The 19,765-nt window shown below is 69.2% G+C and carries 18 protein-coding genes and 2 pseudogenes; 12 read left to right on the forward strand and 8 right to left on the reverse strand.

All coding sequences use genetic code 11. From position 1 onward, the window contains the following. Positions 1–15 precede the first annotated feature (15 nt). The 3 genes from K1T35_RS34125 to K1T35_RS34135 all read left to right on the forward strand — a co-directional run bounded on the left by K1T35_RS34125 (position 16) and on the right by K1T35_RS34135 (position 4,145). The gene (locus K1T35_RS34125) at positions 16–1,959 is read left to right on the forward strand and encodes a primary-amine oxidase (protein ID WP_220255874.1); all 1,944 of its coding nucleotides are present in this window, start codon (positions 16–18) and stop codon (positions 1,957–1,959) included. 31 nt (positions 1,960–1,990) lie between these two features. After that, entirely contained in the window at positions 1,991–3,100 is a 1,110-nt protein-coding gene (locus K1T35_RS34130; protein ID WP_220255875.1) for an NAD(P)-dependent alcohol dehydrogenase, read from the forward strand. 265 nt (positions 3,101–3,365) lie between these two features. Beyond that, a complete protein-coding gene (locus tag K1T35_RS34135; protein WP_220255876.1) occupies positions 3,366–4,145 on the forward strand; it encodes an aminoglycoside phosphotransferase family protein in 780 nt (259 codons plus the stop codon). 91 nt (positions 4,146–4,236) lie between these two features. Here the strand turns inward: K1T35_RS34135 and K1T35_RS49885 are convergent. Together K1T35_RS49885 and K1T35_RS34145 are read right to left on the reverse strand one after the other, a co-directional pair. After that, positions 4,237–4,437, reverse strand: a pseudogene (locus K1T35_RS49885) (hypothetical protein); the annotation flags it as partial. Positions 4,438–4,546: 109 nt separating this feature from the next. Beyond that, on the reverse strand, positions 4,547–4,927 hold the full coding sequence (locus K1T35_RS34145) for a hypothetical protein (protein WP_220255877.1): 381 nt from the start codon (positions 4,925–4,927) through the stop codon (positions 4,547–4,549). 709 nt (positions 4,928–5,636) lie between these two features. On the opposite strand from K1T35_RS34145, the gene K1T35_RS34150 reads away from it, so the two are divergent. Further along, positions 5,637–6,062 (forward strand): hypothetical protein, encoded by a 426-nt coding sequence (locus tag K1T35_RS34150; RefSeq protein ID WP_220255878.1) that lies wholly within the window; start codon positions 5,637–5,639, stop codon positions 6,060–6,062. Positions 6,063–6,116: 54 nt separating this feature from the next. Next, a complete protein-coding gene (locus K1T35_RS34155) occupies positions 6,117–6,740 on the forward strand; it encodes a hypothetical protein (RefSeq protein WP_220263319.1) in 624 nt (207 codons plus the stop codon). Between the two features lie 319 nt (positions 6,741–7,059). Here the strand turns inward: K1T35_RS34155 and K1T35_RS49890 are convergent. The 5 genes and pseudogenes from K1T35_RS49890 to K1T35_RS34175 all read right to left on the reverse strand — a co-directional run. Further along, a pseudogene (locus K1T35_RS49890) lies at positions 7,060–7,218 on the reverse strand (helix-turn-helix domain-containing protein); the annotation flags it as partial. Positions 7,219–7,220: 2 nt separating this feature from the next. Further along, complete coding sequence (locus K1T35_RS34160; protein ID WP_220255879.1) at positions 7,221–8,183, reverse strand: fumarylacetoacetate hydrolase family protein; 963 nt, start codon at positions 8,181–8,183, stop codon at positions 7,221–7,223. 18 nt (positions 8,184–8,201) lie between these two features. Beyond that, positions 8,202–9,221: a dihydrodipicolinate synthase family protein gene (locus tag K1T35_RS34165; protein WP_220255880.1), complete on the reverse strand. Its 1,020-nt coding sequence runs from the start codon at positions 9,219–9,221 to the stop codon at positions 8,202–8,204. 270 nt (positions 9,222–9,491) lie between these two features. Then, the gene (locus K1T35_RS34170) at positions 9,492–10,472 is read right to left on the reverse strand and encodes an ornithine cyclodeaminase family protein (RefSeq protein ID WP_220255881.1); all 981 of its coding nucleotides are present in this window, start codon (positions 10,470–10,472) and stop codon (positions 9,492–9,494) included. A gap of 58 nt (positions 10,473–10,530) precedes the next feature. Continuing rightward, the gene (locus tag K1T35_RS34175) at positions 10,531–11,469 is read right to left on the reverse strand and encodes a VOC family protein (protein ID WP_220255882.1); all 939 of its coding nucleotides are present in this window, start codon (positions 11,467–11,469) and stop codon (positions 10,531–10,533) included. 503 nt (positions 11,470–11,972) lie between these two features. Here K1T35_RS34175 and K1T35_RS34180 point away from each other — a divergent pair. The 5 genes from K1T35_RS34180 to K1T35_RS34200 all read left to right on the forward strand — a co-directional run bounded on the left by K1T35_RS34180 (position 11,973) and on the right by K1T35_RS34200 (position 16,430). Beyond that, complete coding sequence (locus tag K1T35_RS34180; RefSeq protein ID WP_220255883.1) at positions 11,973–13,349, forward strand: Rieske 2Fe-2S domain-containing protein; 1,377 nt, start codon at positions 11,973–11,975, stop codon at positions 13,347–13,349. After that, the gene (locus tag K1T35_RS34185; RefSeq protein ID WP_220255884.1) at positions 13,346–13,879 is read left to right on the forward strand and encodes an aromatic-ring-hydroxylating dioxygenase subunit beta; all 534 of its coding nucleotides are present in this window, start codon (positions 13,346–13,348) and stop codon (positions 13,877–13,879) included. Before K1T35_RS34180 ends, K1T35_RS34185 begins: the two co-directional genes overlap by 4 nt. Further along, positions 13,876–14,091 carry a ferredoxin gene (locus K1T35_RS34190; RefSeq protein ID WP_220255885.1) on the forward strand — a complete coding sequence of 72 codons (216 nt, stop codon included), beginning with the start codon at positions 13,876–13,878 and terminating at the stop codon, positions 14,089–14,091. Before K1T35_RS34185 ends, K1T35_RS34190 begins: the two co-directional genes overlap by 4 nt. After that, entirely contained in the window at positions 14,088–15,353 is a 1,266-nt protein-coding gene (locus K1T35_RS34195) for an NAD(P)/FAD-dependent oxidoreductase (RefSeq protein WP_220255886.1), read from the forward strand. Before K1T35_RS34190 ends, K1T35_RS34195 begins: the two co-directional genes overlap by 4 nt. 123 nt (positions 15,354–15,476) lie before the next feature. Continuing rightward, entirely contained in the window at positions 15,477–16,430 is a 954-nt protein-coding gene (locus tag K1T35_RS34200) for an MBL fold metallo-hydrolase (protein ID WP_220255887.1), read from the forward strand. A gap of 81 nt (positions 16,431–16,511) precedes the next feature. Here K1T35_RS34200 and K1T35_RS34205 read toward each other — a convergent pair whose 3' ends face one another. Beyond that, complete coding sequence (locus K1T35_RS34205) at positions 16,512–17,231, reverse strand: IclR family transcriptional regulator (RefSeq protein WP_220255888.1); 720 nt, start codon at positions 17,229–17,231, stop codon at positions 16,512–16,514. 93 nt (positions 17,232–17,324) lie between these two features. Here K1T35_RS34205 and K1T35_RS34210 point away from each other — a divergent pair, with 93 nt between their 5' ends. Both K1T35_RS34210 and K1T35_RS34215 read left to right on the forward strand, forming a co-directional pair. Beyond that, a complete protein-coding gene (locus tag K1T35_RS34210; RefSeq protein WP_220255889.1) occupies positions 17,325–18,686 on the forward strand; it encodes an MFS transporter in 1,362 nt (453 codons plus the stop codon). Further along, on the forward strand, positions 18,683–19,699 hold the full coding sequence (locus K1T35_RS34215) for a dihydrodipicolinate synthase family protein (protein WP_220255890.1): 1,017 nt from the start codon (positions 18,683–18,685) through the stop codon (positions 19,697–19,699). Before K1T35_RS34210 ends, K1T35_RS34215 begins: the two co-directional genes overlap by 4 nt. Positions 19,700–19,765: the final 66 nt, after the last annotated feature.

Here is a 19,765-nt window from a genome sequence, read left to right on the forward strand (position 1 = left end):
AAAGGACCATGGAGGATGGACTCGGCTACGGTGTCGCGACTGGCCCACCCGCTCGATCCGCTGAGCGCCGAGGAGGTGGAGGCCGCCGCGGCCGTCGTGCGGGACAGCGACGCCGCGTTCGCCCCGGCCCGCTTCGTGAGCATCGGGCTCGACGAACCGGCCAAGGACCAGGTTCTCGCCTCCACCGACGGGGCCGAGATCGACCGTCGGGCCTTCATGGTCGTGCGAGACCCCCGGGCCCTGAAGACGTACGAGGCGGTGGTGTCGCTGACCCACGGCGAGGTGGTCTCGATCGAGCACGTTCCGGAGGCGCAGACGGCGCTGACCGAGGAGGACTTCCTCGCCGTCGAGCGCCTGCTCAAGGCCGACGAGCGCTGGCAGGACGCCATGCGCAAGCGGGGCGTTACCGACTTCGAGCACGTGATGATCGATCCCTGGCCGGCGGCCTACCTGACCGAGGAGGACGCGCCTGCCCGGCGGCTGAACCGACCGCTGACCTTCGTCCGCAACTCCGCGGACGAGAACGGATACGCCCACCCCGTCGAGGGTCTGCTGGCGCTGGTCGACCTCGACCGCGGCGAGGTCCTGGAGGTCACCGACCACGACGTGGTGGACATTCCGCCGGCGCCCGGGGAGTACACCACGACGGGGATGCGGACCGATGGCAACTTCCCGCACTTCGACGGGCCCCGCACCGACCTCAAGCCGTTGGAGATCACTCAGCCGGAAGGCCCGAGCTTCGAGGTCGACGGCTACGAAGTCCGCTGGCAGAAGTGGCGCTTCCGCGTCGGCTTCACCCCCCGCGAGGGCCTGGTCCTGCACACCCTCGGCTACGAGGACCGGGGAACCCTTCGCTCGGTCCTGCACCGGGCGTCGATCGCGGAGATGGTCGTCCCGTACGGCGACCCCGCGCCGACGCACACCCGCAAGAGCGTGTTCGACGGCGGTGAGGACGGGCTCGGGGTCAACGTCAACAGCCTGACCCTGGGCTGCGACTGCCTCGGCCAGATCTTCTACTTCGACGCCGTCCTCAGCACCCTCGACGGCACGGCGCAGGTCGTCGAGAACGCCATCTGCATGCACGAGGAGGACTACGGCGTGCTGTGGAAGCACACCGACTTCCGCACCGGCAACGTCGAGGTCCGCCGCTCCCGTCGGCTGGTCATCTCCTCGTTCATGACCCTCGCCAACTACGACTACGGGTTCTTCTGGTACCTCTACCAGGACGGCACCATCCAGTGCGAGGTCAAGCTCACCGGCATCATGTCGATGGGCGCCCACCGCGACGGTGAGGTCCCGACCCATGGCGTGAGGTGCGCACCAGGCCTCTATGCGCCACACCACCAGCACTTCTTCTGCGCGCGCCTTGACATGGCCGTGGACGGCTGCCACAACACCGTCATCGAGGTCGACAGCGTTCCCGACCCGCTCGGCGACGAGAACCCCTACGGCAACGCGTGGCACACCGAGTCGACCCCGCTGACCCGCGAGTCCGAGGCCCAGCGCGACATCGACGCCACCCGGGCCCGCTACTGGAAGATAGTCAACGAGCAGCGACTCAACCACGTCGGCGACCCGGTCGGCTACAAGCTGATGCCCGGCGAGAACGTCCACCACATGTTCCATCCGGACGCACCCGCCTTCAAACGCGCCGGCTTCGTCGGCCACCACCTGTGGGTCACGCAGTACGCGCCCCGGGAGCGGTACGCCGCCGGCGACTACCCCTACCAGAGCCGCGGCGGTGCCGGCCTACCGGAGTACGTCCAGCAGGACCGCGCACTTCGGGGCGAGGACGTGGTGGTCTGGTACACGTTCGGCGCCCACCACGTGGCCCGTCCTGAGGACTGGCCCGTCATGCCGGTTTCCTACGTCGGCTTCCACCTCAAGCCGAGCGGGTTCTTCGACGGCAACCCGGCCCTCGACGTCCCCGCATCCCAGTCGGCCTGCCACACCGGCTGACGCTCCACCACCCGCAACCGAGGAGACTTCGATGACGACGATCACCGCAGCGGTCGCGCGCGAGCACGGCGCTCCGCTCACCCTCGAACAGCTCGAGCTCGACGAGATCCGTGACGACGAGGTGCGCGTCAGGATGGTGGCGACGGGGATCTGCCACACCGACGCCGTCGTCCGAGACGGCCTCGCCCCGACACCCCTGCCCGCCGTCCTGGGCCACGAGGGCACCGGGGTCGTCGAGCAGGTGGGCAGGTCGATCACCACGGTCAGCCCCGGCGACCACGTCGTGCTCGCCGCCGCGTACTGCGGCACCTGCAGGCAGTGCCGCGCCGGGGGCGTGGCCTACTGCGAGAACCTGCTCGCCGAGGACTTCGGCGGTCGGCGAGCCGACGGATCCACCGCCCTCTCCGCGGCGGATGGGACGCCCATCTCGTCGCACTTCTTCGGGCAGTCGTCGTTCTCGACCCACGCCAACGTGGTCGAGACCAGCATCGTCCGGGTCGACCCGGCGGCACCGCCGGAGGTGTTGGCACCGCTGGGCTGCGGGATCAACACCGGCGCCGGCTCCGTGCTCAACGAGCTCCGCCCCCCGGCCGGGTCGTCGTTCGCGGTTACCGGCGCTGGAGCCGTCGGCCTCGCCGCCGTCATGGCCGCCCGGGTGGCCGGCTGCACGACGATCGTCGCAGTGGACCTGCACGACTCCCGCCTGGAGCTGGCCCGCGAGGTCGGTGCCACCCACACCATCAATCCCCAGACGACGGACATAGCTGCTGAGCTGTCAACGATCACCGCTGGCGACGGCATCAACTACGTCCTCGACACCACCGGTGTGCCCGCGGTGGTGACCGCCGCGGCCGGTGCGCTCTCCATCCGCGGAACCCTGGCACTGGTCGGAGCAGCAGCGGCTGGGACGAAGGCGAGCATCGACATCGACATCCCCTCCCTGGTGAAGGGCTGGACGTTCAAGACGATCGTCCAGGGCAGCTCGGTCCCGCAGGTCTTCATCCCGCGGCTGGTGGAGCTGTGGAAGCAGGGACGTTTCCCCCTCGACAAGCTCGTCAGGGCCTACAAGCTCGACGACATCAACACCGCCTTCGCCGACTCCGCATCCGGCGCCACCGTCAAACCCGTCGTGGTCTTCTGATCCAACCGACGTTCGCCGGGACGCCCTCACGCGGCTCCACCGCATTTCGGCGTCAGGGCATCACGACGAAATTGCTCATATGAGCAGTCTGGCGCAGCACCGGCCGGCCGCCCAACACCTGCAGGTCCCAGCCGTCTGTTTGATCGACGCCCTCGGTGTGCCAGGTTGGCCCTCGGGCCAGGAGTAGGCGAGGAGCCTGCCGTCCGCCTGCTACTGGGCTCGGGGCCGCTTGCCCGGCGGAGCGCTTGCAAGCGAGGCTGGCCGCGTGGATCTTCAGGAGCTCGCAGCATCGGTCGAGCACGGTCCGGCGATCACCGGAAACAACGCGACCGTTCAGCCGGTGCGGACCTCGGACGGGGGCGCAGCCATGCTCCGGATCGATCCGAAATCCGAGTTCTTCGCCAGCGAACTCCTCACCCTTACTCTGTGGGACGGCGACGGTGCAGTGCAGGTGTACGACCATGACGCCGCCGACCGTGTCATGTTGCTGGAGCGGCTTGATCACACGCGCAATCTGGAGTCGGTCCCGGTCGAGGAGGGAGCCGCGATCGCAGGGCAGCTACGTTCGCGTCTGTCCCGACCGGCATCCGATGGCCTGCGGACGATGGAGGCCCTGGCGGAACGATGGACAGAAGAGCTCGCACGGGATCAGATCGTGCCCAGACATCTCCTCGATGCGGCCGTGGGCATCTGCCGCGAGCTGGGTCCTGGTGCCAACCGATTCCTGGTCAATAGCGACCAGCATTACCAGAACGTGCTGGCCGGCGATCGCGAGCCATGGCTGGTCATCGATCCGCATGTTTTCGCGGGTGACCGGGAATTCGGACTCGCAACCCTGCTCTGGGGACGTCTGGGCGAAGCAACTCCACAAAGGATTCTGGACATCTTGATCGACGTCGAGGATCTCGATGCAGCGAAAGCGCAAGCGTGGACTTTCGTCGATGCGGTCGCCAAGTGGGTGAGCCAGCCACAGGGCCGGTGGGCCAAGGATTGCGCAACGATTGCCCACGAGCTGCTGCCGGCACGCCCGATCCTCGGGTTCTGATCAGCTCACCGATGGCAAGCTCGTCGGCCCAAGCGCTGTCGGCGTAGCGGGTGCTGTCGTGGGTGAGAACGACAAGATCGATGTCGGAGTCGGGTCGTGCGGCGTTGCGGGCGCAGGAGCCGACCAGCAGCAGACCGACGACGTCGTCACCGTCGGTGGCCCAGCCTGTAACGCGGTGGATGACGTCCTCGAATTCGGCGACACGTTCGGGCGAGATCACGGCTGAGTCGTCAGCTGGCAGTTCCTCGTGGTGGGACACAGCGATCCTTGGTTCGTGGGTCGGGCTGACCACGGCGGCGGCGTAGCCGGTCCGGTCGCCGGCACCGGCGCGTTGCCAAGGCGAATGGCGAGGGTGACGTGGATGCCGAGCATGCGGGCAAGGACTGCGGCGAGCAAGAGCTCTACACCTGGTGGAGCTGACGCAGCCAGGCGTTCCAACCAGGGCGCAGGGGTGGGGTGCGATGGGCGACGCCGGCAACGAGCTGCTCTGCCGTCTCCTCCGGGGTCAGCGCAGCGGTGTCGAACCACCAGGCGCAGTCGCCGAACTCCCGCTTCATGTCGGCTTCGAGCCGCTCGTACCCGTCGAACTCGAACCGATCCTGCGGGGCGCGCATAGCAGTCCTGCGGCGGCACGCCTCGATGCCGGGCGCAAGAACGACCAGCCGCACGGGGCGTGGCGAGAGCAGCGGGAGGAAGAAGTCCAGTTCCGGCCGGTCGGCCAGTACCGAGTCCATCAGAACGGTGAAGCCGAAGTCGATGAAGTTGTTCGCCGGTGAGCACATGTTGCGGTTGCACAGCTCGTCCTGGCGCAGTGCCGATAGGCGCCCTCCCGCGGAAGCCGAGCATGGTTGAGTGCTCCGCCACGTTCGGCGCCGGCGGCGACAGAACGAGGCCCTGGGTGCCCATGTTGCAGTCGATCCGCAGGCCGTCGATCGTGATCCGGCCGCGGATGATCACGTCGAACTCGATCGGCCCCTCGGCGCCGGAGCCGGGCCGGAAGTGGACGCCGGGGCCCGAGGTGCAGCGGCGCGTCGCCGGCCGTCGCGGCGGCGATCGCGTCGACGAGAGCGTCCTCGCTGCCGGACGCCGGAAGCTCGATCGGATCCGCCATCGCGCTTACCGTCCTCACCCGGGATCGGCCGCCGGTGACTCGGCGGCCGCCGATGTACTCGGTCCCGGCTGGGACGGTGTGACACTCCTCGACCGTGACCGGGCGGGCCGATGTCGACGATCTCCGGTAACGGCGAGATCACCCGCAGCTTGACAGCTAAGCGTCAATTGGTCGGCGGATAGCGTTGGGCGGGCGGCACCCCGGCGCCCAGGAACGCCATCAGCCGAGGTAGCTGCGCACCAGTTTTGGTGGAATTTCACCACTCCGGTGACAGTCGGGCGGGCCGGGTGGGCGAGACGCCCACCATGTGGCGCACCTGACCAGCTCGGATCCCGGTCACGCCGCGACGCGGCGCGTTGCCTGCCGCGGACGATGCCGCGATGAGACGCACCCGCACGCCACCACCGGCCGTCCAGGAGCGGCTGATCGCGGCGCTGCTGCCGGACGTGCACGCCGAACCGCCACCACACTCCCCCGCCCCGCTGCCAACACTGCCCGCACCGGCCCTGCCGACGTCCAGCGTCGACGACCTCCTCGTCGGGATGGCCCGCATCGACCGCTCCGGCCGCCTCCACGAACGCCGGCTGCTCCACGCATTGGGCTGGGCACCCGGACAGCGACTCGCCTTGGACGTGGTCCACGGGCTGATCGTCGTGCAACCAGCCCGGACCGGCTCACATGCCCTGGACAGCCGGGGCGCACTCCCGTTACCCGCGGCAGCGCGCCACATGTGTGGCATCGAACCGGGTCCACCCGTCCTACTCGCCGCCTCGGTCGCTGAGCAGAGCCTCGTCATCCAGCCGTGAGGCTCGTGGCTCGCCTCCTGGCCGCCCACTACGTCGATCTGTTGGGCGGGCACGATGACCAATGACCCGAACCGGATCGCCGCCGCGCACCTCCTGCTCGACCAGCTCGGCGTCACCCTCGACGACCTGAACCGCCCCGACTCGGTCACGTCCGCACAGATGTCGAGCGTGCCGACGCTGGCCGAGTACCTACCGCACGTCATCGCCGCGGCCGGTCCCGGCGCGAACCGCACCTACGGCAGCTACTGGCAACGCATGCTCACCGCCTGGGGCCACCGCCGCCTCGACCAGATCACCGCCAGCGACATCGAAGCCATGCAACACGCCGCAGCCGCCACCGCCCGGACCCGCCGCAACGGCCGCCACGGCCGACACGCCGGCGAACACGTCATCGCCGCCGCCCGCGCCATCTACACCCGCGCCATCGCCGACAACCTCATCGCCCCCGGCACCAGCCCTGCCCACCGAATCGCCAAACCCCGCCGACTCCCCAGCCCCCGACGCGCCCTCACCGCACACGAGCTCGACCAGATCAACACCGCCGCCCGCACCGGGACCGCTGCCGCGAGTGTGCGCCGTCGAATCGGGACCGGGCGCGATCGTTCTTGTCGGCACCGAGTACGACCACCGGGTGGTCGGCGAACGGCAACGAGAATGCATCAACAGCCGCCGTGCTGAGCGGGAGGCGGATGACGGTCACCCCGTGTTGCTCCAGGACGCCGACGACGTCGCCGATCGGACCAGCCGGTATTTTCCAAGCTTCTCTGATGCCTCCCGCAGTTTCCTCGATCTCCCTCACTGATGCATCAAGCTGGAGATCAATCCTGGGAACGGCGTGAGCATCGAGCAGCCCTTCGTCGGCTGCATGCAGCGCCACGTCGTGCGCGACGTGGGCGACAGCACGGGCATGTCGCCGCGCGCTCACCGCTGTCCGACGCAGTGAGCGGAAGAAGCCCTCGTGGGTGTCGACGAGCGGCCGAACGAGGAAGGGCTCGGGAACGTCGAGGGCCTCGGCGAGCCGAGTCAGCGTCGACGGACTGGGATTCGCGGCACCGCCCTCGAACTGGCTCACCGCCGCTTGCGTGACCTCGATGTCTCGCGCGAGCGCGGCCTGTGTGAGCCCAGCCAGATCGCGCGCGATCCGAAGGCGCCCCAGGCCTACCGGGTCCGACGGCGGGGACGGGGCCGAGCCGGCGCCACCGTGGCGAGCTCGTCGCCTGCGACGACCCGGTTGCGGATGGTTCCGATCCCCTCGACGGTCATCTCGACGACGTCGCCCGGCCGCAGAGATGGAGGAGCGTCCTCCCCTCGGGTGCCCCACAGCTCGGCGAGACACCCTCCGTTGCCGCAGGTGCCGGATCCGAGCACGTCCCCGGCGCGCACCACCGTGCCGCGAGAGGCGTAGGAGATCAACTCGTCGAAGGTCCATCCCATATTGGACAGCAGGTCGTGCCCGACCTCGACGCCGTTGACCGAGACCCGCAGGTCCAGAGCCAGGAAACCGTCGGGGTCCCGGTAGGGCTCCACCTCATCGGCCGTGACGAGCCAGGGCCCGAGGGTCGTCGCGGAGTCCTTGCCCTTGGCCGGGCCGAGGCCGACCTTCATCTCTCGACGCTGCAGGTCACGTGCCGACCAGTCGTTGAACACCGTGTAGCCGAAGATGTGGCCCCGGGCCTGCTCAGGGCTCAGCGACGCGCCGTCCCGGCCCACAACGACGGCGACCTCCATCTCGAAGTCGAACAGTCGGGAGCCGGGGGGCACCGGTACGTCGTCGTGCGCGCCCACGAGTGCGTGTGGATTGGTGAAGTAGAACGTCGGCGCCTCGTACCACTCGGACGCTACCGTGCCGCCGTCCACCATCAGCTGGGCGACGCCCTCGACGTGCTCCTCGAACGCGATGAAGTCACGAACGCTCGGCGGGTTCAGCGGCGGCAGCAGCCGCACGCCCCCGACCGGCACGGGCTGCGTCGACAGCGCAGCCGTGCCGGCTGCCACGGCAGCGGGCAGCCCGGACCGGACGAGGTCGAGGATGGTGGTGCCGGACGGCAGGGGGTGCAGGCCGTGCTCGCCGACCACGCCGGCGGAGATGGTCCCCTGATCGTCCCAGGTGGCGAAGCGCATGACGTCGGTCCTCTGGGGTCAGGCCGGATTCCGGCCGATGAAGAAATCTCGGAAGGGATCCATGCTGGGCTCGAGGTCGGCGTCGATGAGGCCCTTCCGCAGCGCGGCCATCTGGGGGGCATGGATGCGCTGGGTCGGCAGCCGCAGCGGACCGCCGTTGTAGCCCTGGAGCCACCCCTGGAACTTCCACGCCATTCGATTGATGAACGCACCCCCGTTGAGCGCCTGGGCGAGCGCGGCCTTCGCCTTGCGGGCCGGGTGCAGCTGCCAGTACAGGGCCGACGCGTCGTCGAGCTTCCCGGCGCGGAGCAGCTCCATGGCACGGGGGATCATCGGGCCGTAGTACTCGTGATCACTGGTGGCCGACAACTGGACCGGGATCAGGTTCGACAGCGTGAACAGCTCGGCCTCGATGGGCACGGAGATGACCACCTCCTCACCGAATAGTCGGTAGCAGTCCACGATCCCCTGGGTGTAGGGGAAGCCACCCTCGGCCTTGATCACGGCGATGTTGGGGCAGTCGTCGAGCAGCCGGCGAATCAACCGGACGGGGATGTCGGACGGGTGGATCCGCGGGCTGAAGCCCCACAGGAACATCGGGAACAGGATGACGGCCAGGTCCGTCGCGTCGCAGACGGCCTTGGTGTAGTCGTAGATCTCTTGCTCCGACTCCGGATAGAAGTTCGGCGGGTAGGACAGCAAGACGATGTCGGCGTCGGCCTCTTCCGCACCGCGCACGGCCTCGATGTTGTCCTCCAGCGTGCTCCAGCTGCCGTGGTGGACGACGACGAAATCGGAACCCACCTCGTCGCGGGTGATCCGGAGGAACTCCAGGTACTCGGGAAGGGTGATGTTGACCTCGGAGACAGCGAGGGTCCCGAGGAACCCGTGCTCGACCGCCAAGCGTGCGTCGTGCCGGATGCCCTTCTCGTTGATCTGCTTCAAGTCTGCGGTGAATGACGGGATGGTGCAGTTCACGGCACCGACGAGCTTCTCGCGGGCCCAGTCGCGAGCCTCGGCGCGGGTGTAGACGGCCATTGTCTTCCTCTCGGGTGGTCGGACTGGGCGGGGTCCTCGTAGTCGCCCGCGCCGTCACATGCCAGGTACTTGGACTCCAGGTACTCGTCGATACCGTGAACCGACCCCTCCCGCGCCCGTTGCTTGCCCGACCGGGCCCGCCGGCCTGGCAGCGCGCGGTGGGCCGCCTCTAGCGCCGCGGTGGTCTGCGCCCGGCTGGGCGCCGCGCCGTAGGCGGCCGACCGCAGCAGCGAGGGACCACCCGTACGCGGCCGTCGGCGGTCCTGGTGGTCATTTCTGGACCGGCTGGATGCTGACCGGCAGCTGGATCCCCACGCCCCGCTGCTCGGCGACCTGGGCGCATCGGCTGGCCACAGCGAGGTCCTGCAGCGCCGCCCCCACCGACTTGTAGAGGACGACCTGGTCGGGAGAAGTGCGGCCAGGGTGGCGGCCGGAGACCACGTCGGAGAGGGACGTGGTCTTCCCCACCGGATCGATGCCGACGGCCCGGGCCGCTATCAGGTCGCCGGTGTCCTCCAAGACCTCCTCGACCATGTCGGCGACAATGACATCAGCCCGGTCGAGTACGTCGGTGTCGACCTCCCGCTGCTCGGGCAGCGTGGACCCGATGGACACCACGGTGATCCCAGGGCGGAGCCAGGCCCCGTGCAGAGTCGGACTCTCGTCCCGGGACCGCGCCGCGCAGATCACCAGTGACGCGCCGAGGAGAGCCGCCTCGGCCGACTCGGCGGGGACGACCGCGACCGGCAGGTCAGCGAGCTCGTCGACGAAACGGGCCCGGCTCTCCGCCCGCGGGCTGAAGACCCGGACTGCCTTGAGGTCACGGACGGCGACCAGCGCACGGACGTGGTTCCTGGCCTCGAAGCCCGAGCCGATGACGGCGACCTCCAGCAGACCGTCGACGGCGAGCAGGTCCGCCGCCAACGCCGAGGTCGCCGCGGTCCGGTATCCGGTGACCGAGTGCCCGTCCAGCAACGCGACCAGCTCGGCCGAGCGCTGGTCGAACAGCGGGATGAGGTACGACGTCCGCCGCGAGGACAGCGACACCGCGATCAGCTTGGCGCCCATGAGGTCGGTGTCGGCCGCCACACCGCTGAGCGTGCGCAGCCACGCGCTCCCGCCACGAGCCATGGTCCGTGCCGGGTAGCGCTTCTCGTCGGCCTCCTGCGCGTAGGCCTCGCGGAGGGCGGAGATGGCGAGGGGCCAGTCGAACACCGATCGGACGTCGGCGTCGGAGAGGAAGACCGTCATGCCCGGGAATCCCTTGCCCTGATGAGGATCGGCTGTAGAACGGCGAAGGTGCGGTTGCTCAGACGGGCGGGGCGACGTACAGGCCCTTGTCCAGGTCGTTGTAGGACTTCGCCGCGAGGAACTCGTTCATCGCGTTGGCAGTGCCCCACTGGTCGGACACCCCGGGCTGGGTGAAGTCGTACATGTGCGGGTGCCAGGTGTCCTCGTCGATGATCTCGAGCTCGGTCGTGTACTCCACGGTGTTGCCGTGCGGGTCCAGGAAGTAGGTGAAGGTGTTGTTGCCGGCCAGGTGCCTGCCCGGTCCCCAGAGCTTCTCCACACCGGCCCGCAGCAGCCGGCCGGTGCCGCGCATGTACTCGTCGATGCCGCGCAGCTCGAAGGACGCGTGGTGCAGGGACGGGTGCGGGCCACGGGCGATGGCCAGGCTGTGATGCCACTTGTTGATCCGCAGGAAGTGCATCATCTGGCCCATCTGCGGGTGCATGAGGGAGTCTGAGAGTCGGAAGCCCAAGTGCCGCTCGTAGAAGGCGCGAGTGCCGTCCAGGTCAGGAGAGTTGATCACGACGTGGGAGAGCCGGACGGGGATCGACTCGCCCTGTTCGATTTGGCGGTGTGTGCGCACCGAGACGTCGGCGCTGATCTCCACGGTGCGGCCCTCGTTGTCGAAGAACCGGAAGCCGTAGCCGCCGCCTGGTGTCTGCAGAGCGCCGGGCTCGTTCACCAGCTGCACGCCCTCGCGGCTCAGCTTGGTGGCCAGAGTGTCCACGCCTCCGGGGGTGGCGGCACCGAAGGCGATCAGGTCGATCCGCTTGTCGGCTGCCTCTCGTAGCCGGACGACGAACTGCTCGGGGCTGCCCTCCGCGGCGAGGTAGGTCAGCCCCGAATCGCTGTGCTCGGCGGTCAGGCCCCACGCGCCGGTGTAGAAGTCCCGCTGCTTGGCCAGGTCGGGCACGGCGAGGTCGACGTGTCGCAGATGGGTGATCAGTGGCTGTATCACGGAGGTCCTTCCTGGTCGGCGCGCCCTGTCCGGCGGCCTGATGCAGCGGTCTGCCGTACTGCATCCCGCCGCGGTGTTCAGTCGTGCGGCGCTCTGCCTGCGGACGGCTCGATGGGGACAGGATCTGCGGCCCCACGCCGGAAGTTAGAAGCAACGGTCACGCACCTCAAACAATCTGTCTAGATGCGCGCGAATCGATCAGATCGATGGTGAGCAAGACCGGGATGATCCACACAGGCTCCCTCGGCGCCGGCACACGCCACCTTCCGTGGGACCACAGCCTCCGCCGCCGAAGCGCTTCACGTCGTCGACACCTCGTCCGAGGATGCCCGGCGCCGATGACACTCCGGACGGATGCATCGACGAAACCGATGGGCATGCATCGACGCGACTCGACTTCTCACTGTGTGACCTGAGTTATAGCGTGCGGCGCACAGAGCTGCCTGCCGTTGTCGTCCGGCCGAACTCGAGGGACCGCCATGACTGCTACCAATCCCATTGCCGTGACGGAGCTCGACATCGATCCGCTCCTGCACCGTGTCGAGCAAGCGCTGGCCGAGGATCGGCTCCCAGCCGAGATCTTCAACGACGACGCGCTGTTCGCCGCAGAGATGGACCAGGTGTTCGGCACCTGCTGGGTCTTCGTGGCCCACGAGAGCGAGATCCCGAACCCGGGCGACTTCGTGCAGCGCCGGATCGGGGTCGACCCGGTCATCGTCACCCGCGACGGCCACGGCGGGGTCAACGTGCTGTCGAACTACTGCCGACACCGCGGGACGCAGGTCTGCCAGACCGACACCGGAAACTCACGGTTCTTCAAGTGCCCATACCACGGCTGGACCTACTCCAACAACGGCGATCTGGTCGGCACCCCGAACATGCGGGGCGCCTATGGCACCCCCCTCGACGCCAAGGAGTGGGGCCTGTTCCGGGCCCCACGTGTCGATGTCCGCTCGGGGATGATCTTCGCCAGCCTGGCCGCCGAGGGCCCCTCGCTCGAGGAGTACCTGGGCGATGCCGCCTGGATGCTGGAGATGTTGGTCGACCTGCACCCGAAGGGCATGCGCGTGGCCGGTCCGCCGGAGCGCTACAAGCTGAAGTCCGACTGGAAGACCGGTGCGGAGAACTTCAGCGGCGACGCCTACCACGTGGGCACCCTGCACTACAGCAACGAGCAGATCCGGATCATTCAGGGCACGAAGGCCAACGTGGAGGTCACCCGGCTCTACGACTTCGGCAGCGGCCACTATTCGATCAACATGCCCTTCACCGAGGTGGCGGGGCCCGAGTTCACCTTCTGGGGCTACGGCGCGGAGACCGCGGCGAAGTTCGACCTGAGCGGCCTCGACGAGGCCCAGCAGCACATCGTCACCCACGAACCGCCCATCATCGGGAACATCTTTCCCAACCTCAGCTTCGTTCGGGCGCCGATCCCGCTGGCCACCGACGGGCAGTTCACCATGCAGATGGCGGTGGCCACGATCTTCCGCCAGTGGCAGCCCATCGGCCCCGGCCAGATGGAGGTCTGGAACTGGCAGTTCGTCTGGGACTTCCAGAGCGAGGAGGAGTCCCTGGCCTCGGCCGTGGCCGGCCAGTTCGTCTTCGGGTCCGCCGGCACCTTCGAGGTCGACGACACCGTCGCGTGGGAGGGCGCCCCGAAGGCGGCCAAGAGCCCATGGATGAAGCGCGAGGACATGCAGTTCAACTTCGAGCAGGCGCACCGCAGCGTCGAACGTGAGCCCGACCCGGCCTACCAGGGGCGCGGGATCAAGCGCGGCACCGGCTACGGCGAGCACAACCAGCTCAACTTCTACCGCCACTGGCTGAGGACGCTCCGGTTCGGAGCTCAGCCCAACACCGCAGGGACGTTCGCGTCATGAGCATCGACAACCTGGATGTCGTGGCCCCCGCCGACGTCGACGCCGACCTGCCCGACCGGGTCGCCCAGCTGCTGGGCCTGGAGGCCAAGCTCCTCGACGAGGGCAGGGAGGAGGACTGGTTCCAGCTCCTCGACGACGAGTTCGTCTACTCGATCCCGTCCCGCCAGGCGACCGAGCGCCGCTCCGACGAGGTGAACCGGAGAAGCTACCGCGTGCGGGACACCAAGGCGCATATCCGGCTGCGCTTGGACCGGTACGCCACCGGCAACGCCTACTCCGAGATCCCGCCGTCGCGCACCATGCGACTTGTCGGCTCGATCGTCGTCGAGGGTGTGCAGGGCGACGTCGTCCGGGTGTCCAGCTCCTTGCTGCTGTACCGGCAGCGGGGCATCGACGAACACTTCGACCTCATCCCGTGCCGTCGCAACGACACCCTCCGGCGCACGGGCGACGGGCTGAAGCTGCTCACCCGCGAGGTCATCCTGACCGAGGTCGGCATCGCCACCCCCAACCTGGCGGTGTTCCTGTGAGTGACCGGAGCGAGGTGCTCCTGGACACCGACCGCTGCCAGGCCTACGGCATCTGCGTCGGCATCCTGCCGGACGTGATAGCGACGCCGCCGGGCAGCCCGGTGGCCGTCCTGCTGGGCACCCACGTCGATGCCTCCGACCGGGAGGACCTGGCGGAAGCGGTCCGGGTGTGCCCGGCCCAGGCTCTGCAGATCGGCCAGGTACAGCCATGACGTCCGCCGTCGAGCCCGGCAACGACCGTCCTGTCATGCGCGTCGCGGTCGTCGTCGGTGCCTCCGCGGCGGGGTTGAGCGCTGCGGACGGGCTGCGCGAGGGCGGGTTCGAGGGCAGCATCGTGGTACTGGGCGACGAGCATCATCAGCCTTACGACCGCCCGACGCTGTCCAAGACGCTGCTCGCTTCCCAGGGCCCACCCGAGCTGCACGCCCTCCGGACCCCCGAGCGGCTTGCGAAGGCGGGGATCGAGCTGGTACTCGGTCGCCGGGCCGTCGGCCTGGACGTCGACCGGCACTACGTAGTCACCGACCACGGCGACGCCATCCCGTGGGACGCGGTCGTGATCGCGACGGGGAGCCGCCCCCGCACCCTCATCACCGGGGAAGGTGAGCGACTCCCCGTCCTGCGCACTCCCGAGGATCTCACGGTGCTGCGCAGGGCAGCCGCCCGCTACGGCGAGGTCACCCTCGTCGGAGCCGGCCTCATCGGATTGGAGATCGCGGCCAACATCTCGGGGCACAAGGTCGCGGTCACGCTGATCAACGACCTCGACCTGCCCCTGCGGAGGCTGGTCGGAGAGCCCGTCGCCGAGGCCGTCCGCGACCTGCACCAAGCACACGGGATCGACATGAAGCTCGGCGTGACGGTCACTGCCATCACCGGCCGCGCCGGGTCCTACGCCGTCCATCTGTCCGACGGATCGGTCCACCGCACCGGCTTCGTCGTCGTGGGCGTCGGGGTCGATGCCAACGACGAGTGGCTCCTGGGGTCGGGCGTCGACCTCGACGACGGCGTCGTGGTCGACTCCGCGGGACGCACCAACATCCCCGGGGTCTGGGCCACCGGCGACGTCGCCCGGATCACCCACCCCCTCCTGCCCGGCACCCCTCGGGTGGAGCACTGGACGCACGCCATCGAGCACGGACGGCACGTCGGGCTCAACCTGGCCCGGGGCACCACAGAGCCCTACACCCGTGCTCCGTACTTCTGGACCGAGCAGTACGGCCGCCGATTCCACAACTACGGGCGCGTGCGCCCCGAGGACGAGGGGCTCGTCGTCGAGGGCACCGTCGGCGCCGACGAGTACCTCGTGCTCTACGGCGCAGGCGGCGAGTTCCATGCGGTCGTGTCCTGTGGCTGCGTCGCGTCCCTGCGTGGCTACCGCAAGATCCTCGAGCGTGGCGGCAGTTGGGCCGACGCCCTCGCGCTGGCCTCGACCAAGAACCCCGACCTCGTCGTCCCCGCTCCCACCAGCTGAACCGCTCGACAAGGAGAGGCACCCTATGCGATTGCTCGATGACCACCTCGTCCTCGTCACCGGAGCGGGGTTCGGCCTCGGGCTAGGGATGGGCGGGCTGCTGCAGACGATGCCCTCGGCGTCATGAGCCACGCACCGGAGCACGAACGCCTCGCACCCCCGGACGAGGCCGTCGAGGTCGGGGAGGGCGTCTTCGCCTTCGTCCAGCCCGACGGGAGCTGGTGGATCAACAACACCGGCTTCGTCGTCGCGCGGACCGGCGTGATCAGCGTCGACTCCTGCTCGACGGTCGCCCGCACGCGGGCGTACCTCTCCGCGATTGCCGGTGTCACGTCGGCTCCCGTGCGGACGCTGGTCAACACCCACCACCACGGCGACCACACCTTCGGGAACTTCTGCTTCGACGGCGCCACCATCGTCGGTCGCGAAGGCATCCGGGAGGCGCTGTCCGCCAACGGGCTGCCCACCAGCCTCCCTGGCGTCTGGACTGACGTCGACTGGGGCGACATCGAGCTGGCGCCACCCTTCCTGACCTTCGAGGACCGGATCAAGGTCTACGCGGACGACCTGGAGTGCCGGGTGGCCTACGCGGGCTCGCCGGCACACACCACCAACGACTCCGTCGTCTGGATCCCCGAGCAGCGCATCCTGTTCAGCGGCGACCTGCTGTTCAACGGGGGCACGCCGTTCCTGCTCCAGGGGTCGGTCTCCGGCGCCCTGCAGGCCCTCGAGGGCATCTGCGAGCTGGGAGCGACGACCATCGTCCCCGGCCACGGTCCGGTGTGCGGGCCCGAAGTCATCGACCGGACGGAGGCCTATCTACGGTTCCTGCAGGGCGTCGCCGGGCCTGCGCGAGCGGCGGGTCTCACCCCGCTGGAGGCCGCCCGGGACACCGATCTGGGGGAGTTCGCCGACCTCTTGGACTCCGAGCGCATCGTCGGCAACCTGCACCGGGCCTACGAGGACCTGCGTGCCGCGAAGACCGGCTCGCCACTCGGCGGCCCGATCGACGCTGCGGGCGCGCTCACCGACATGGTCACCTACAACGGGGGACGCCGGCTGACCTGCTACGCGTGAGGGTGTCGCAGAACCTCGGGGATCAGCTTTCGAGGTCGCCTGCCGGCCGGCGGGCAGCTTCCTTCTGATTCGCGCCGCCGCTCAGGCCTCGATCCGGCGGGCGGCGGCGTGCACCTCGGCGGCGAACCGCTCCGGGTGGAGCCCCTCCGGCGCGACGACGGCGACCACCGCGAGCGGGGTCCCGAGCGCGTTCCGGACGGCAGCCCCGACGGCGGCCACGCCCCGTACGACCTCGCCGAGCGAGAGCGCCACCCCGGTCCGGCGCACCTCGGCGACGCCCTCCTCGACGGCCGCCCGCCGGTCCTCGGACAGGGTCGTCAGCACCTCGTCGACGCGATCCGCGGGCAGCCAGGCCAGGGCGGCGCGCCCGATGCCCTCGTGCAGCGCGATCCGCCGCCCCATCGGGTATCCCACCGACAAGACATCCGTGGGGGTGAGCACGAGCATCGGCGCGATGTGGTCGGAGTGCACCCGGTGCAGGACGGTCGTGGCCTCGACCGTCTGGAGCAGCTCATCGAGCACGGGCCGGGCGCGGGCGAGCAGCCCGTTGCGCCGTTCCGCGATGGCGGCCAGCTCGACGAGCCGGATGCCGAGCTCGTAGCGCCCGTCCGGCTCGGCGCGGTCGACGACCCCGGCCTTGAGCAGGCTGCCCACGAGCCTGCCGAGGATGCGGCGCTCCAGACCGGTCTCGCGCACCAGCTCGGCCATGGTGCTCGCACCCCGGCGGGCAACGGCATCGAGCACCTGGAACGCCCGGTCGGCCGTCTGGGCCGACTCCGGCACGGTTCCGACTGCGGTCACACCGGCTCCATTGACGTCGGGCGGAAAACGCACGAACATAGGCGAACTTCGCCTGCTAGCGGGCGATATTAGCACATCCACAAGGAGGTGGACATGAGCACACTCCCTTCCGCCCGGCAGGCGGAGGCCCCGGCAGGCACGCCCAAGACCGGCTCGGACTCATCCAAACACGCCGTCCGCGGCGCGATCGTCGGCTTCATGATCGACAACTTCGACATCTACCTGCCGGTCGTCGCGCTGGCCCCCGCCATCGCATACTTCCTGTCGCCGGACCTCGGGGTGCAGACGATCGCCCTCGTCACCTCCTGGATCTTCGTGGCCACCCTGGTCGGACGGCCGCTCGGCGCACTTATCTTCGGCTGGCTCGCGGACACCATCGGCAGGCGGCGGGCCACGATCATCGCGGTGACCGGCTTCGGCGCGACCACCCTGGCCATCGGCGTCCTCCCCGGGTACGCGACCTGGGGGATCGGGGCAGTCGTCGCCCTCGTTGCCCTACGGTTCGTCGACGGCGTGTTCCTCGGCGGCGGCTACACCGGCGCCAGCCCGCTGGCCATGGAGTCGGTTCCGGCGCACCGCCGCGGGTTGGTGGGCGGTCTGATCCAGAGCGGCGCGAATGTGGCCTACGCCGCGATCGCCCTGCTCACCGTGCTGATGCTGGCGATCTTCCCGCCGGGCGGCCCGGACTCTGCCTACTCGCAGATCGGCTGGCGGATCCCGTTCCTCGTCGGCGCGGTCTTCGCGCTGCTGTTCGCGGTCCACTATGCACGCACAGTCGAGGAGTCCGAGGCCTGGAAAGAGGCCCGCGACACCCGTACCGGCGGCGCCGCGATCCTGCAGAGGGGCAACCTCCGCAGCCTGCTGCAGGTCTTCGTCTGGATGACCGGGGTGTGGCTGTGCCTCAACAGCATCACCGCGTTGATCCCGGCCACCCTCCGCGGCAGCAACGGGCTTTCCGCGACCCAGGTGACCTGGACCCTCGTCGTCCTCTACGTGGTGCTGACCTTCGTACTCATCGGCGGCGCGCTGCTCAGCCAGCGCATCGGGCGGCGCCCCTACCTGATCATCGCCTCGCTCGTGGCCGCCGTGCCCGGCGCGGCCGCCTACGCCTGGCTGGTCGGCACCGGCCCAACGGGCCCGGTGCACGCGAGCGTCATCACGATCGTGGTCGGGGTGCTGGTGATGGCCCCGGTCGCCGTGGTCACCGTCTACATCACCGAACGCTTCACGACGGAGGCCCGCGGGCTCGGCTTCGGTCTGGGCTACAGCCTCGCCGTGGTCCTGCCGTCGTTCTACGCGACCTACCAGGGCTGGCTGTCGAACCTGATGCCCGCCGCCTACACGGTCGTCGTCCTCGTCGTCCTCGGCGGGCTGTTCCAGCTCGTCGGTGCCCTGTTCGGTCCTGAGACCAAGCACGTCCAGATGGGTCCGTCCACTACCCGGGAGAGTTCATGACCCGCATCGCCCCGCCCGCCGCGCTCTACGTCGCGGCGGTCACCCCCTACGACACCGAAGGCAACTTCGACCCCGCCCAGGCCCGACGGCTGTGGGCCTACTTCCGTGAGGCCAAGGCCGCCGGTCACGACCTCGGCATGGTCGTGAACCCGGAGGCGGGGGAGCTGTACTACCTCAGCCCTCAGGAGCAGGACGCCGCCCTCACCCTCGCCCTGGCCGAGCTCGGAGACGTGATGCCCGTGATCGCCGGGATCATCGGCAACAGCACCGCAGACACGGTCGCCCGCGCGGTCGCCGCCCGGGACCTCGGCGCGCACGGCCTGTTCCTGATGCCGCCGATCGGCGCCCTGGACATCACGACCTCCTGGGACGCCTCCCGCTATCCGGAGGTCTGGGCGGACGTGATCGGTGAGGTGGTCGAGGCGGTCCCCGACCTGCCGGTGATCTGCCACCCGGTCACCGCCCCCACCCCGGGCTACGGCGTCGGCCTCCCGCTCGAGGGAACCATGCAGATCCTCGAGCAGTACCCGCAGGTCGTCGGCTGGAAGATGACCTACAACTACGAGGGCTACCGGAAGGTCGGCGGCGCGATCAAGCGAAACCACCCGCAGGTCGCCGTGCTCGGTGCCACCGCGGTCAACTTCCACGAGAACCTCGCGATGGACCTGTTCGACGGCACGGTCACCGGGTCGTTCAACTACGCGCTGGAGCCGATACTGGAGCACATCGCGGCCTGGCGCGCGGGCGACCTCGAGGGCGCCCGCAAGATCTGGCTCGACGGCGGCCTAATGGCACTGCACGAGTTCGTCTACGCCGAATGGGGCCGGCTGCACATCCGCTACAAGACCGCGACCTGGCTGCGCGGGCTGATCGACAGCCCACTGATGCGCTCCCCCATGCCGAAGCCGCTCAAGGCCGAGGTCCAGACCCTCACCACCCTCCTCGCAGGCGCAGGCCTCTCGGTCCGCCCGCAGGCCGAGATCGACGCGGTGGTGAACCTCCTCCCCCGATGACCGGCCGATGATCGAGGGGCCGATGACTCGTGCATCGGCCCCTCGGTCGCTGTCTCAGCTCGCTCG

Source organism: Pseudonocardia sp. DSM 110487, assembly GCF_019468565.1.
GTDB lineage: Bacteria > Actinomycetota > Actinomycetes > Mycobacteriales > Pseudonocardiaceae > Pseudonocardia.

Excerpts from the sequence above, each read along its gene's own strand:
- K1T35_RS34150 (WP_220255878.1), top strand. The coding sequence starts at position 5,637 with ATGAGACGCACCCGCACGCCACCACCGGCCGTCCAGGAGCGGCTGATC.
- K1T35_RS34195 (WP_220255886.1), top strand. The coding sequence starts at position 14,088 with ATGACGTCCGCCGTCGAGCCCGGCAACGACCGTCCTGTCATGCGCGTC.
- K1T35_RS34215 (WP_220255890.1), top strand. The coding sequence starts at position 18,683 with ATGACCCGCATCGCCCCGCCCGCCGCGCTCTACGTCGCGGCGGTCACC.
- K1T35_RS34155 (WP_220263319.1), top strand. The coding sequence starts at position 6,117 with ATGACCAATGACCCGAACCGGATCGCCGCCGCGCACCTCCTGCTCGAC.
- K1T35_RS34170 (WP_220255881.1), bottom strand. The coding sequence starts at position 10,472 with ATGACGGTCTTCCTCTCCGACGCCGACGTCCGATCGGTGTTCGACTGG.
- K1T35_RS34160 (WP_220255879.1), bottom strand. The coding sequence starts at position 8,183 with ATGCGCTTCGCCACCTGGGACGATCAGGGGACCATCTCCGCCGGCGTG.
- K1T35_RS34130 (WP_220255875.1), top strand. The coding sequence starts at position 1,991 with ATGACGACGATCACCGCAGCGGTCGCGCGCGAGCACGGCGCTCCGCTC.
- K1T35_RS34125 (WP_220255874.1), top strand. The coding sequence starts at position 16 with ATGGACTCGGCTACGGTGTCGCGACTGGCCCACCCGCTCGATCCGCTG.
- K1T35_RS34165 (WP_220255880.1), bottom strand. The coding sequence starts at position 9,221 with ATGGCCGTCTACACCCGCGCCGAGGCTCGCGACTGGGCCCGCGAGAAG.
- K1T35_RS34200 (WP_220255887.1), top strand. The coding sequence starts at position 15,477 with ATGAGCCACGCACCGGAGCACGAACGCCTCGCACCCCCGGACGAGGCC.
- K1T35_RS34185 (WP_220255884.1), top strand. The coding sequence starts at position 13,346 with ATGAGCATCGACAACCTGGATGTCGTGGCCCCCGCCGACGTCGACGCC.
- K1T35_RS34210 (WP_220255889.1), top strand. The coding sequence starts at position 17,325 with ATGAGCACACTCCCTTCCGCCCGGCAGGCGGAGGCCCCGGCAGGCACG.
- K1T35_RS34145 (WP_220255877.1), bottom strand. The coding sequence starts at position 4,927 with ATGTGCTCACCGGCGAACAACTTCATCGACTTCGGCTTCACCGTTCTG.